The organism is Giesbergeria sinuosa (assembly GCF_042652905.1).
GTDB lineage: Bacteria > Pseudomonadota > Gammaproteobacteria > Burkholderiales > Burkholderiaceae_C > Simplicispira > Simplicispira sinuosa.
Window position 1 is genome coordinate 460841 of sequence record NZ_JBHSHJ010000001.1, and the last position, 12919, is coordinate 473759.

The following is a 12919-nucleotide window of genomic DNA, read 5'->3' on the forward strand; positions in this document are numbered from 1 at the left end:
CCCTCGTGGACGATTTTTCCCAACTGATCCAGACCGTTCTGATCTATGCCTTGCCGGTGTTGTTTGCCATCACTGTGCATGAGGCGGCTCATGGCTATGCAGCACGCCATTTTGGCGATCCTACAGCGGCTATGCTGGGGCGCATCACACTCAATCCGCTCAAGCACATCGACCCAATGGGCACCATCTTGATGCCATTGTTGTTGTACTTTGCTACTTCGGGGGCTTTTTTGTTTGGCTATGCCAAGCCGGTGCCCGTGCAGTTTGGCCGCCTGCGCAACCCCAAGCGCGACATGATCTGGGTGGCCTTGGCGGGGCCAGCCTCCAATTTTGTTCAAGCCGTGCTTTGGGCTGCACTGCTGCTGTTGCTGATTGGTATGGGTATAGAAGAGCGATTTTTTCGTGAAATGGCACGGGCCGGTATCTTGACCAATCTGGTCATGTGGGCGTTCAATCTGTTTCCGCTGCCGCCGCTGGACGGAGGGCGCATCTTGGTGGGCTTGCTGCCTTGGAAGCAAGCGCAATGGTTGTCGCGTGTCGAGCCTTGGGGCTTTTTTATTGTGATGGGCTTGGTGTTGGCGGGTATTGTGGGGGCCGTGTGGCTGCGCCCGCTGATGGCCGTGGGTTACAGCCTGATCCAACTGCTACTCACCCCTCTGGCCTTGCTGCTGCGTTGAGTTTTTCTTTTTCTTGTTTTTACCGATTTCTGTTCCATGAGCACCACGCGCTTTCTGACCGGCATCACCACCACCGGTACTCCCCATTTGGGTAATTTTGTGGGTTCCATCCGCCCTGCCGTGGCGGCCAGCCACACTCCTGGTGTCGAGAGCTTTTATTTCTTGGCCGATTACCACGCCCTGATCAAATGCGAAGATCCGTTGCGTATCCAGCGGTCGACCTTGGAGATTGCGGCCAGTTGGCTGGCAGCCGGTCTTAACCCTGAGCAAGTGACGTTTTACCGCCAGTCTGACATCCCTGAAATCCCCGAACTCAATTGGCTGCTCAGTTGCGTAACGGGTAAGGGGTTATTGAACCGTGCCCATGCCTATAAGGCGTCGCAAGACAAAAACCTTGCCGCAGGCCGCGATGCCGATGAGGGCGTGACGGCGGGTTTGTTCATGTACCCCGTGCTGATGGGGGCTGATATTTTGATGTTCAAGGCCCATAAGGTTCCCGTGGGGCGCGATCAGATCCAGCATATCGAGATGGCCCGTGATATGGCCAGCAGCTTCAACCATCTGTATGGTGAGCATTTTGTGTTGCCCGAAGCCGTGGTGGATGACAACGTGGCGACCCTGCCAGGTCTGGATGGTCGCAAGATGAGCAAAAGTTACGACAATACGATTCCGCTGTTTTCGTCACGGGCGCAATTGCAAAAGCTCATCGGTGGTTTGCTCACCGATTCGCGTTTGCCCGGTGAACCCAAAGAGGTCGAAGGCTCGGCGCTGTTCCAGATTTACCAAGCCTTTGCTACCGAACCAGAAACCCTCGCCCTGCGCCAAGCTTATGCCGATGGCATTGCTTGGGGTGAAGCCAAGCAGTTGCTGTTGGAGCGTGTGGATCAAGTGATTGCCCCCATGCGTGCTGAGTATGAGTCCCTGATGGCCGACCCAGCGCGCATTGAACGTACTTTGCTGGCCGGGGCCGAGCGTGCCCGTGCGCTGGCTACACCGTTTATCCAAGAACTGCGCCATGCCGTAGGCTTGCGCAGTCTGGTACAGGTTGCGCAAGCCGCACCAACCAAGACCGCCAAAGTGGCCAAACCCGCCTTCAAACAATACCGTGAGGCAGATGGGCAGTTCTATTTCAAGCTGTTGGCTGCTGATGGTCGTCTGCTGTTGCAAAGCACGGGCTTTATTGCGCCCAAAGAGGCAGGCCAAGCCATTGCCCGCTTGCAACAACAGGGCGAAGCCGCACTGGCCGATTTGGCTGGGCAACTGGCTGTGGTGGCAGAAGTTACCGCCCAAGACGTGGCCGCAGCATTGCAAGCCTTGCGCGCTGACGACTAATCCCGCAGCCCAAGGGCAATCGCCCGGTAATGACACCGGGCGGGTGCTGCTTTACAGCCGCCGCCGTTGCTGCCAGTAGTGCCAACCGCGCCATCCCAGCAAAATAAGCAGCACACTGCCGTAAAGAATCACTTCGGCAAAATTGTTCTTGCCTGAGCGCATCCAAAAAAAATGCAAGATAGATAGCCCTGCCACGGCATACACGGCCCGGTGCAGCATCTGCCAGCGGCCCGCCCCCAGCCAACGGATGGCCTGCTGGAAGGAGGTGGCAGCCAACAGGGCCAGCAGCACCCACGCCAGCACCCCCACCAAAATGAAGGGGCGTGTCCGTACATCATCAGCAATATCTGCGGCTTCTAGTCCCATGTCGAACACGGCATAGGCCAAAGCGTGCAGCACAGCGTAAAAAAACACGAACAAACCTACCAAGCGCCGGAATCGGGCCAGTGCCGGCGTTCGGGTCAACACCCGCAGTGGCGTGATGGCTAGCGCCAGACATAACAGGCGCAGCGTCCAGTCGCCTAACGCACGAATCAGTGCCTCCGCAGGGTTGGCACCCAAGGTGTTGGTGGTTGTGCCATAGACCAGCCAGCACAGGGGGGCCAGCAACAGCCCCCACAGCAGTGGCTTGACCAGTGGGTGCAGTAACCAAGAGCGCGAAGGGCGGCTTAGTACCACTTTTTTAGATCCATGCCGGTATACAACTGGCCTACTTGGGCTTCATAGCCATTGAACAACAAGGTTTTGCGCTTTTTGGCAAACAAACCGCCTTCACCAATGCGCCGTTCGGTGGCTTGGCTCCAGCGCGGGTGTGGCACTTCGGGGTTGACGTTGGAATAAAAGCCATATTCATGGCGAGCCGCCTTATTCCAAGCTGTGGCGGGCACCTGTTCTGTGAGGCGGATAGTGACGATGCTTTTGGCACTTTTGAAGCCATATTTCCACGGCACTACCAAGCGCACAGGGGCACCATTTTGGTTGGGCAGTACCTCGCCATACATGCCAAAGGCCAGCAGGGTGAGTGGGTGCATGGCCTCGTCCAAGCGCAAGCCCTCGGTATAGGGCCAGTCTAGGATGCGAGAGTTCACCATGGGCATCGTGGCTTTGTCAGCGAGGGTGACAAACTCCACATACTTGGCACTGCCCAGCGGTTGCACGCGGTGCAATAGCGTAGCCAGTGAGTAGCCTACCCACGGGATCACCATAGACCAGCCTTCAACGCAGCGCAAACGGTAGATGCGCTCTTCTAGCGCCCCCAGTTTGAGCAATTCTTCTATGCCGTAGCGGCCCGGTTTCTGCACCAGTCCCTCCACCATCACCGTCCAAGGCCGGGTTTTCAGGGTGTGTGCATGGCGGGCCGGGTCGGCCTTGTCGGTGCCAAATTCATAGAAGTTGTTGTAGCTGCTCGCATCTTGGTACGCAGTGGGTTGCTCTGGCGTCGTTGCCCCTGGTACCACAGAAGGTGGTGCAGCCAACGGTGCCAGTTTGCCAGGGCGTTGCCCTTGCGCCAAACCATCACGCCCTGCCCAGGTTGCCAGTGTGATGCCTGCCACCCCAGATGCCAGCTGCTGTAACCATTGACGGCGACCTTCGTATTGGGCGCGTGGGGTTATTTCGCTGGTGTTGCGATGGTCAAAGCCGTGGTGGTGGGTGTGGATCAACATCGGGCACTCCTGAGAAGGCTGAGGCGTCAGAAAGCACAGGGGTTGTGGTGCCGTGGGCGCACCTGACACAGTTACGCCCCGATTGTTTGGCACGGTACAGCGCCTCGTCTGCCATGCGGATCAGCATAGCAGGCCCATCGTTGGGTACGACTGGCACCCATGAGGCCACTCCCACACTGATCGTGACTACGCCTAGCGAGGTGCAGGCATGGGGCATCGCCAAGCTCTCTATGTCACGGCGCAATCGGTCGGCCAAGGCGCAGGCTTGGGAGGCTTCTTGGCCCCGGATGATCACGGCAAACTCTTCGCCTCCATAGCGTGCCACCAGCTCATCAGGCAGTTGTGCATCATCGGCCAACACCTGCCCAACCCGTTGTAGGCAATGGTCGCCTGCCACATGGCCGTAATGGTCGTTGTACTGCTTAAAGTGGTCTACGTCCAGCATGATCAGAGCGATAGGTTGGCCGGTGCTCCCTGCACGCGCCCATGCACTGCTCAACGCTTGGTCAAAGTGGCGCCGGTTGGCCAAGCCCGTTAGGCTGTCGGTGGTGCCCAATACTTGCAACTGGGCATTGGCGTGCTCCAATTCGGCAGTGCGCTCACGCACTGCACGCTCTAGGTTTTCTTCGGAGTGGCGCAAGACCGCCAGCATTTGCTGTTGGGCTTGTAAAGCCTGTTGTTGTGATTGCTCGCGGCTGCGGCGCTCGGCATGGATGATGTCGGCCAGTGCCAAAGACAACAGCAACATCTCTACCGCCGAGGCGATTTGCAAGGCATAAGAGGTGAATACATTGCTGGGCAACCCACCAAAAGCCCGTAAGCTTGCCACCAATACCCCTAGCCACAGCACCCCCCAAGCCAACAGAAAAAAACGGATGTTGTGCTCACCGGAACGCTGTACCCTCCAGCCCGCAACGGCAATGGCCACACCCATGCCCAAAGCATTGAACAGCACCCATTGGTTGAGTAGCATGATCGGCACTGCCACATGCAATGAGGCCAAGAAACCACTGGCCAATAGTAAAAATGCAGTGGCATGGCCTTGCAACCATCGATCTAAACGGGGGGCGCGCTGGCTGGTGTGTAAAAACACCCGTGTGAAATGGGCACCAAACATTGCGGCCAAACACAAAATAGTGCTTTGCGAAACAGCGTCAAAGGCGGGGGCGTCTGTCCAAAAAAACAATCGGCCATAGCCATTGCCGGCCAACATCCCTAAGCCAAAAAACAAGGTGTAGAGGGTGTATAAGACGAAGCGCCGATCCCGCAGGGAGCAGTACAACAAGAAGTTGTACAACAGCAGCGACAACAAGGCACCATAGTAGAGGGACTGCCATATCAGTTCCCACTGCTCATGGCGGGCAAAGGCTTCTGTGCTCCACAGCACCAGTGGCAAGGTCAGTGCATAGTCAGAACGCGCCCGCAAATAAAAAAACTGTTCTGCGGTATCGAGTTCGAGCGGAAACGCAAAATGCCGATGAAACACCGGACGACTGGATAAAGGCAAATCGTTGCCCGTGCTCAGTGCGCTTCCTGTGGGTGGGTACCATTGCAGGGTATTGATTTGCCCATAGGGCACTTCCAGCAGCCATCGTGTTGGCGCATCCATCCGTCGGTGCAGTGGAATGCGCAGCCAGTAAGCTGAGGTAGTAAAGCCGAAGTTGAGATCACCCTTTGCACTATCGACTGGCACAAACTGGCCGGTTTGTGCCAGTTGGCGCACGGTTTCTATGGTGAGCTGGCCTGTACGGTCTTCCAGTGCTTCAATGCCAGATACCAGTGGGGTTTTGCTGGCGTCGGATTGAATTTCTATGGCCAACACCCATTCTTGGCTGCAACCCAGCAACAGCAGAATCAGCAGCAGGCAGCGCCTTGTCATGGGCGTGGGCCGGTTTTACAGCGTGCCGTAGCTGTGCAACCCCGACAAGAACATGTTCACACCCAAAAAGGCAAAGGTGGTCACAGCCAACCCCACCAGCGCCCACCAAGCCGATATGGTGCCGCGCAAACCTTTCATGAGGCGCATGTGCAGCCATGCTGCATAGTTGAGCCAAACGATCAGTGCCCAAGTTTCTTTGGGGTCCCAACTCCAATAGCCCCCCCAAGCCTCGGCAGCCCACAAGGCACCCAGCACCGTAGCAATGGTGAAAAAGGCAAAGCCTACGGCAATGGCTTTGTACATCACATCGTCCAGCAGTTCTAGCGCAGGCAACTTGGCCGCAATGCGTTGGCGGCCCAGCAAGATGGCGGCCACAATCAGTGCCGACACACCAAAATACACCATCCAATAGCTGCTGCCATTTTGACCGGCGGTGGGCCGGAACACCACAGGTTCAAAGCACAACACGACCCCTAGCAACCACAGTGGGGCCAGCTTGTACCAGCGTGTTTCTCCTGCCGATTGTTTGATCAGGTAGGCAAAGGCCACCATGGCCGACAAGGCAAAAGTGCCATAACCAATAAAGTTGGCTGGTACATGCAGCTTCATCCACCAACTTTTCAGTGCAGGCACCAAGGGTTGGATTTGATGCGCTTCACGTACGACCGAATACCAAAGCAAAAAGCCCACGGCAGCACTGACTACCAGCATGACAAAGGCACCTAAAGCCCGTGTGTTGTATTGCTCTTCGTAGTAGAGGTAAAAAGTGGCTGTCATCCAGCAGAACATCACGAACACTTCGTACAGGTTGCTGACAGGAATGTGGCCCACATCGGCACCCACCAAATAGCTTTCGTACCACCGCACCAAGGTGCCAATGAGTGCCATTGCCACTGCTACCCAAGCCAGACGCGATCCGATCAACGACATCGTGCTGCCTTCACCGCGGGCAAACATGCTGATCCAGTAAAAGAGGGTGCTCATGAAGAACAACATGCTCATCCATAAGATGGCCGACTGGCTGGACAAAAAGTATTTGAGCCAGAACACTGTCTCGGCTCGTGCCAAGCTGCCTGCATCGCCGTCTTGGTACAAGCTGATAGCCAGCAGCGAGCAACCGGCTGCCGCCAGCATGAGCATTCGCATGGGCCGCCAGAACCACCCCAGCCAGATAGTGGCGGGAATGCTGCCGAGCAAAATGCCCTTTTCGTAGCCATCCATGTAGGCGGCATAGCGTTGCAAGGCAAACAGGCCACCACAGAGCACTAAGGCGGCAAAAATCCAGTCAAAAGCGTTGCGACGCGAGGCAAAGCTCGCATTCAGGGTCAATGTCGTGTTGGTTGTGGTGCTAGCCGTAGCCGTATTCATTGCGTGGCTCCTGCGGGGCGTACCCCGATGAGTTTTTCCGTCAGTTGAGCAAATTCGCGGTCTGCATCCATCGTCTTGCGGTTGGTGGACAGGGCCATCGTGGCCTGGGTTGCGCCGGTGTCTTCAGCGGGAGTCAACCAGATCCAGACGCGTCGCTCACGCACATAGAGCATGGCAAACACACCCAGAATCAGCAAGGTGCAGCCCAAATACACGATGTTTTTCCCCGGTGCCCGTGCCACCTGGAACACGCTGGCTTGCACCTGCTTGAAGTCTTTGAGTTGGAACACCAGTGGTGCAGGGTAAATCTGCACATCGCTCAGGGCCAACACGGCCTGTGTCATAAAGCCTTGGGTTTGCTCACTGGGTTGCAAGGGGGCCAGCCCCGCACGCTCACGGGCCAGTTGGGCCAGTTCAAACAGGGTGCCGTTCAAAATGCGAATGAGTACTTCACCCGCTTTGCTGCGCTCAGCTTCAGGCACATTGGCCTCAATAAATTGGGACAGTGCAGGCAGCCCTCCGATTGGTTCGCCCGGTTTGCCGGTACTCTCAGCCCCAGCAAACAAGCCCAGCGCCCGTGCCGCTGATTGGCGCAACTGTTCTATGACATCGGCGCGCGAGGCATCTACGGCTTGTGTGGCATAGCGGCGTACGGCCTGTTCGCGCAGAGCGGGATCGTTTAGGGCAGCACGCAGGCGAATAAATCCCTCCATGCTGCCTTGCTCATCGGCGGGCAGGCGCAGGTAACGCAAGGGGGCAGAGGGCGTTTCACGCACACCCAGCAGGAACATGGGGGTGCCCCCTTCTTCCATCTGTACGGGCAGCATGTAGTTGTGAAACTCGCGTGCTTGGCCCGCTGCATCACGCAACTTATAGCCAATGCTGGGGCCCACATTGCGCAGCTCTTTGCGTGTCACGGTTTTGTTGGCAGCCCCTAAGCGGGCATCTAGCGATTCACGCAGATCGACCTTGCGCACATCGGCCCCAGAGGTCGTGGCATCGTTACCAAAGTTCTCGATGTTGAAGACGCGCAGCGCAGTGAATTCCAGTGTGAGGGGGTCGCCTCCGCTGGTCTTGACCAGTTGTGAACTGCCGCCAATCGTGCCCTGTACCTCAAAAGAGGGGGCTCCTGGGGTTAGTGGCAGGGCTTGCAGCGTTACAGAGGAGCCACCATCGTCAAAGCTGGACTGGTAAATCTCAATGCCTTGGTAGCTGGCGGGGTGGTTGACTTCGATACGGGCAGGGGTTTGCGCTCCGCTGGCTTTGTCGTGGATGATGATCTCACTGGCAAACAGTTTGGGCATGCCCGTGGAGTAATGCTCAACAATGAATTTTTTGAGTTCAATGGCAAAGGGCAGCTCTTGTAGCAAGATGCCATCAGACTGGTTGAGGATGGCGGTGTCGGCCTGTGTGCCCTCAGCCACCAATAAATTACCTCGGAAGGTGGGGTTGCGCTCGCTTAAACGGTGCTGTTCGGGCACGGCAGAAATCAATCCCCCGCCGTTATAGGGCTGCTTGCCCCCCCACCACATTTGTGCCCGTACTACCAGATCACCGTCGAGCAAGCCACCAATGCACACCAAAACAATGGCGCTGTGCGCAGCAATGTAGCCAAATTTGTTGGCTGCCCCAGCTTTGGCAGCGACCATCCAGCCGGTGCCTGGGCCTGCAGCGGTGTCTCGCTGTTGCAGTTTGACCTTCCAGCCCCCACCAGCGAGCATGTGGCCTATGCGTTGGGCTTGGCCAGCGGTGTCACCTTCCAGCGTGGCTTGTGCCTTGTGGTGAAAAGCCGCCAGATTTTTTTCGCGGATGTTTTCTTTGTAGGTTTTGAGGTCTGCCAAGATCTTGGGCGTGCTGCGCGCAATGCACAGCGAAGTGCTCAACACCAGAAACGCCAGAATCAGCAAAAACCACCACGCGCTATAGACGGCATTGAGTTTGATGGCTAGAAACAAGTCAGCCCAAAACGGCCCAAACTGGTTGACGTAATTTCCTACAGGCTCATGCTGCTTGAGTACGGTGCCAATCACCGAGGCGATGCAAATGACCGTCAGCAAAGCAATGGCAAAGCGCATGGATGCCAGCAGTTCCATGCTGGCACGCAAGGCTTGTGCACCAGCACGGGAGCGGACGCCGGGTGAAGAATCAGACATGAACGAAATGATACGGGGCAAAAATGAAGAGGGCGGGCCATCTAAAGGATGGCCCGCCCGTCTTGGGGTCTGTCAGTGGCGTTTGGTTCCGCGCCAGCGGTACAAACTGTACCGGGGTGGTGGCACGGCACGGCTCTGGGTTTCAGCGCAGGCCAGCAATGTAGTCGGCTACGGCCTTGATTTCGCGGTCGTTGAGCTTGGCGGCTACGCCAGTCATTTGGGCGCTGTTGGTACGCACACCGTCACGGAACTGTACCAACTGGGCGGCCGTGTAATCGGCATGTTGACCCGCCAAGCGTGGGTATTGGGAAGGGATGCCAGCACCGTTGGGGCTGTGGCAACCTGCGCAGGCCGCAATGTTGCGGTCGGCGATGCCGCCGCGGTAGATGCGCTCACCCAGCGTTACCAGTGCTTTGTCCTTGGCAAAGGCAGGGGCAGCTGGCTTGGTGGCAACCCAAGCGGCAATGTTGCGCATATCATCTTCAGTCAGGGCCGCTACCATGCCAGACATGATGGCATTGGCACGTTTGCCAGACTTGAACTCGTGCAACTGTTTAACCAAATATTCGGGGTGCTGCTGTGCCAGTTTGGGATTGGCTGCAATCGTGGAATTGCCATCGGCGGCGTGGCAGGCAGCACAGACAGCGGCATAGCTGGCCTCGCCTTTGGCCAGATCAGGCTTGGCCGGGCCGGCAGAGAAAGCCGGGAACGCAGGAGCTGCCAGCGCGGCAGCCGTGAGCAAGGAGGCGAGCAACTTCATATCGAGGGTCTTGTTGGTGGTGGCGCAAAACTTCCCGATTCTACAATGCCGCTCTTACCGCTGGATTTGATTTCATGACCCCCTCTGTTTCTGCGCCAGTTGCTGGCACCCCTTCGCCGGCACCTGATGGCCGCACCGCCCTTGGCTGGATGCACACAGCACGCTTTTTGACCACGGCAGCCCAGTTGAACCAGCTGCCGGTGGTGGATGTGCCAGAAATTGCCTTTGTGGGCCGCTCCAATGCAGGCAAATCTACCTGTATCAATACCTTGACACAGCAAAAGCAATTAGCTTTTGCCTCCAAAAAACCGGGCCGTACCCAGCATATCAACCTGTTTAGCTTGGGGCGTCAGGGCATCACCGATGCGGTGCTGGCCGACTTGCCCGGCTATGGTTATGCAGCGGTGTCGCGCTCAGACAAGATGCGCTGGCAACAGGTGATGGTCAACTATTTGATTGAACGCCCCAGCCTGACCGGCATTGTGTTGCTGTGCGACCCGCGTTTGGGCCTGACAGAACTGGATGAGGCGCTGCTGGAGGTGGTGCGCCCACGGGTGCAAGACGGGCTGAGATTTTTGGTGCTATTGACCAAGGCAGACAAGCTCACCCGCGCCGAGCAGGCTAAGGCGTTGTCGATTGCCCGTTTGCAAACAGGCGGTGGTGAAGTGCAAATGTTTTCGGCCCTGAAAAAGCAGGGCGTGGAAGAGGCTGCATTGCGCCTGTGGCACTGGGCGCATCCGGCTGTGCAGGACTTAGCCGCGCAAAGTGCTGACGCGCAGAGCGATGTCCTTGAAGACGAGCCACCTGCACTGGACTGAGAGCGGCACAAGCAAGCGGGATTTGCTCGGCTGCACCGACCCTATCGCTCCGACCGCAAGTGCCACTTGGAGGCTGGCTGTTCGGTGTGCTTCAGGGTGTCTTGGGCAGGTTGTTCTGAGCCATCTCAGAGACCACAATGCTTTGCACCAAATTCAAGCCAAAAAAATGAACTGTATGGGGCAGTTGCATGTGTTGCTCTAATGCCTGCTGATCGGCAAAGCATTCTATGAGCACAAAATTCTTTTTATCAGATAAAGACTGGTAAAAAGAAAAGAAAATACAGCCGGGTTCTAATAAAGTGGCAGCTTCCAGATCAAGTAGTGCTTGCTGGAGGGGTTGTATTGATTCTGGATTGGCGTAAATATAGGCAATTTTGGATATTGTCATTATGTCGATCAAAATTGGATGAGGCCCAGTTTTAATGATTTTACGACCGCTGCGGTCCTGTTTTTGACATCCAATTTCTTGTAAATATTTTTGAGGTGCCATTCCACCGAGTTTTCGGAAATGCACAAGGCGTTGGCAATATTGAAGTTGTCCATGCCATCCGCCAGAAAAACCATCAGTTGCACCTCTCGTAAGGTGAGGTGAATGGAGTTTTGCGGCGTTGGTATATCTTGTGCATGGTAAAGACGATGGGCAATCAAACTCAATACGGGTAGCACCTCCTGATGGATGGCCTCTGCATACGCTGAGGCAAATCCAACCGCCATCGCCATGCCATTGGGGCCATGCACTGGTACCACGACACCATCACACATACCGGTAGCCCGACAATCATGAAACAGCTCTCGTTGCTCTTTAGGCAATGAGGCCTCTAGGGCGCCCCAGGTAAAGGGGCGATGGCTGGACAGCGTTTTAGTCCTCACAGGATTACGTTGTAGGTATTTTTTTTCTGCATATATTTTCTGCCACTCGGTAGGGTACGTGGTGGCTGTCCAGTTAGAACTGGCATCTGGATGACTCCTCACAGGAGCATGGATCATGTAAGAAAACCCCAGTTTTTCTGCTGATGCACAAGCCGCGCTAAATGCATTTTCCCAATCAATCACTTGCGAGAATTCTTGGTGAATTGAGGCATAAATGTCTTGGATGGATTGAGTTAAATGCATAGAAGTAAAAAATCAAACCATTTTAAAAAGAAGGTTATCCCACGGAAATCCGTAGTTGTGAAATCTCAAGCATCTTGCTACATTGAAATTTTACTTCGCCTCAGATTGTTTTGAATTAACCATAGATGTGGCTTGGATATTGCTGCTCGACCTGTAGATTTCGACAGTTACGAATGCCTCTGTTTTTTCGAAAAATCAAGAAAAAGGCCTACCACTTTTCAAACAAGATGCACGATGTCCCCTACAGCCAGTACGAAGCCCTCTTGGCTGCGGAGCACCTTGACGCACTTCAGCAGCAGGCACAAGCCATCGTGGCAAGGCTGGGTTTTGGCGGATTCTTGTACTGCAGTATCAAACACCGCTCCAAACCCAAGGCGCTTCCAGACATTTGCGTGTTGAGCAGTCATGCACCCGCTTTGGTGCAGCGTTACCAAACACAGCACTGCCATCAATATGACCCTACAGCACTGCATATCCAGCAGCATCCCTATCCCATCGCTTGGGGGCGACATACCTTTGAAGGGGCACGGGCCAAAGCGATGTACCGATTTGCCCGCCAATATGGCCTGCGTTCTGGTGCCGTGTTTCCGGTGTCTTCGGCCCATGTAGGGTTGGCCCATTTCAGCTACGCCTGTAACCAAAATATCGAACAGGCTTTGCCCCGCATTTTGGCAGCCATGCCACATGGGCAACTGTTGGCCACTTTTGTGCATCAAGCCGCCAGCAGGTTATGGCATTTGCAAGCCTGTACCCCACCACAGCACGGCATCACCGAGCGAGAGCGCACTTGTCTTCGTTTGGCAGCACAGGGCTTGCGTGATAACCAAATTGCCCAGCAGTTGGGCATCACCCCGCGCACGGTTTTGTTCCATTTGGGCAATGCACGGCAAAAACTGGGGGCCGACAACCGAGCCCAGATGATTGCCCAAGCCTTCGCCTTGAAAGTGATTGCGCTGTGAGTGTGCCATCACCTTCGCCACCCACGGTGATTGAACTGCTCTTGCCTCAGCACGGTAGTGCGGCGGCAAAAGAGCAGTGGCATATGCACCCATTGGATTACGAATTGCTGCAACAAGCAGCCCAAAGCCAAAAACAGAGTTTGGCCGACTTTATCGCATTGGCTACGTATCTCCATGCGCGTGATGTGTTGACAGA

Annotated in this window: 12 protein-coding genes; 4 read left to right on the top strand and 8 right to left on the bottom strand. The window is 55.8% G+C overall.

Features of this window, described 5'->3' with window-relative positions; all coding sequences use genetic code 11:
* The first annotated feature begins 5 nt into the window (after positions 1-5).
* Both ACFO6X_RS02080 and ACFO6X_RS02085 read left to right on the top strand, forming a co-directional pair.
* The gene (locus tag ACFO6X_RS02080) at positions 6-677 is read left to right on the top strand and encodes a site-2 protease family protein (protein WP_382429558.1); all 672 of its coding nucleotides are present in this window, start codon (positions 6-8) and stop codon (positions 675-677) included.
* Between the two features lie 36 nt (positions 678-713).
* A complete protein-coding gene (locus ACFO6X_RS02085; protein ID WP_382429560.1) occupies positions 714-2009 on the top strand; it encodes a tryptophan--tRNA ligase in 1296 nt (431 codons plus the stop codon).
* 51 nt (positions 2010-2060) lie between these two features.
* On the opposite strand, the gene ACFO6X_RS02090 is transcribed toward ACFO6X_RS02085, so the two are convergent.
* The 6 genes from ACFO6X_RS02090 to ACFO6X_RS02115 form a co-directional block, all read right to left on the bottom strand.
* The gene (locus ACFO6X_RS02090) at positions 2061-2687 is read right to left on the bottom strand and encodes a protein-methionine-sulfoxide reductase heme-binding subunit MsrQ (protein WP_382429562.1); all 627 of its coding nucleotides are present in this window, start codon (positions 2685-2687) and stop codon (positions 2061-2063) included.
* On the bottom strand, positions 2678-3673 hold the full coding sequence (msrP, locus tag ACFO6X_RS02095) for a protein-methionine-sulfoxide reductase catalytic subunit MsrP (protein WP_382429564.1): 996 nt from the start codon (positions 3671-3673) through the stop codon (positions 2678-2680). Before msrP ends, ACFO6X_RS02090 begins: the two co-directional genes overlap by 10 nt.
* Positions 3642-5552: a sensor domain-containing diguanylate cyclase gene (locus tag ACFO6X_RS02100; RefSeq protein WP_382429566.1), complete on the bottom strand. Its 1911-nt coding sequence runs from the start codon at positions 5550-5552 to the stop codon at positions 3642-3644. The genes msrP and ACFO6X_RS02100 overlap by 32 nt, the downstream gene beginning before the upstream one ends.
* A 15-nt stretch (positions 5553-5567) precedes the next feature.
* Positions 5568-6920, bottom strand: coding sequence for a c-type cytochrome biogenesis protein CcsB (ccsB, locus tag ACFO6X_RS02105; protein ID WP_382429568.1), 1353 nt, complete (start codon positions 6918-6920; stop codon positions 5568-5570).
* Positions 6917-9073 carry a cytochrome c biogenesis protein ResB gene (locus ACFO6X_RS02110; RefSeq protein WP_382429570.1) on the bottom strand — a complete coding sequence of 719 codons (2157 nt, stop codon included), beginning with the start codon at positions 9071-9073 and terminating at the stop codon, positions 6917-6919. The genes ccsB and ACFO6X_RS02110 overlap by 4 nt, the downstream gene beginning before the upstream one ends.
* A 142-nt stretch (positions 9074-9215) precedes the next feature.
* Positions 9216-9833: a c-type cytochrome gene (locus tag ACFO6X_RS02115; protein ID WP_382429572.1), complete on the bottom strand. Its 618-nt coding sequence runs from the start codon at positions 9831-9833 to the stop codon at positions 9216-9218.
* Between the two features lie 74 nt (positions 9834-9907).
* Here ACFO6X_RS02115 and yihA point away from each other — a divergent pair, with 74 nt between their 5' ends.
* Positions 9908-10651, top strand: a complete 744-nt coding sequence (gene yihA, locus ACFO6X_RS02120; RefSeq protein ID WP_382429574.1) for a ribosome biogenesis GTP-binding protein YihA/YsxC — start codon at positions 9908-9910, stop codon at positions 10649-10651.
* A 91-nt stretch (positions 10652-10742) separates the two neighbouring features.
* Here yihA and ACFO6X_RS02125 read toward each other — a convergent pair whose 3' ends face one another.
* Positions 10743-11039: a putative quinol monooxygenase gene (locus ACFO6X_RS02125; protein WP_382429576.1), complete on the bottom strand. Its 297-nt coding sequence runs from the start codon at positions 11037-11039 to the stop codon at positions 10743-10745.
* An 8-nt stretch (positions 11040-11047) separates the two neighbouring features.
* Positions 11048-11704 carry a helix-turn-helix transcriptional regulator gene (locus ACFO6X_RS02130; RefSeq protein ID WP_382429578.1) on the bottom strand — a complete coding sequence of 219 codons (657 nt, stop codon included), beginning with the start codon at positions 11702-11704 and terminating at the stop codon, positions 11048-11050.
* 287 nt (positions 11705-11991) lie between these two features.
* Between ACFO6X_RS02130 and ACFO6X_RS02135 the strand changes: the two genes are divergently transcribed.
* On the top strand, positions 11992-12723 hold the full coding sequence (locus ACFO6X_RS02135) for a helix-turn-helix transcriptional regulator (RefSeq protein ID WP_382429580.1): 732 nt from the start codon (positions 11992-11994) through the stop codon (positions 12721-12723).
* Positions 12724-12919 lie beyond the last annotated feature (196 nt).

Bases quoted from the DNA above. Each gene is read 5' to 3' on its own strand.
- yihA (WP_382429574.1), top strand. From the start codon at position 9,908: ATGACCCCCTCTGTTTCTGCGCCAGTTGCTGGCACCCCTTCGCCGGCA.
- ACFO6X_RS02115 (WP_382429572.1), bottom strand. From the start codon at position 9,833: ATGAAGTTGCTCGCCTCCTTGCTCACGGCTGCCGCGCTGGCAGCTCCT.
- msrP (WP_382429564.1), bottom strand. From the start codon at position 3,673: ATGTTGATCCACACCCACCACCACGGCTTTGACCATCGCAACACCAGC.
- ACFO6X_RS02125 (WP_382429576.1), bottom strand. From the start codon at position 11,039: ATGACAATATCCAAAATTGCCTATATTTACGCCAATCCAGAATCAATA.
- ACFO6X_RS02100 (WP_382429566.1), bottom strand. From the start codon at position 5,552: ATGACAAGGCGCTGCCTGCTGCTGATTCTGCTGTTGCTGGGTTGCAGC.
- ACFO6X_RS02085 (WP_382429560.1), top strand. From the start codon at position 714: ATGAGCACCACGCGCTTTCTGACCGGCATCACCACCACCGGTACTCCC.
- ACFO6X_RS02135 (WP_382429580.1), top strand. From the start codon at position 11,992: ATGCACGATGTCCCCTACAGCCAGTACGAAGCCCTCTTGGCTGCGGAG.
- ACFO6X_RS02110 (WP_382429570.1), bottom strand. From the start codon at position 9,073: ATGTCTGATTCTTCACCCGGCGTCCGCTCCCGTGCTGGTGCACAAGCC.
- ccsB (WP_382429568.1), bottom strand. From the start codon at position 6,920: ATGAATACGGCTACGGCTAGCACCACAACCAACACGACATTGACCCTG.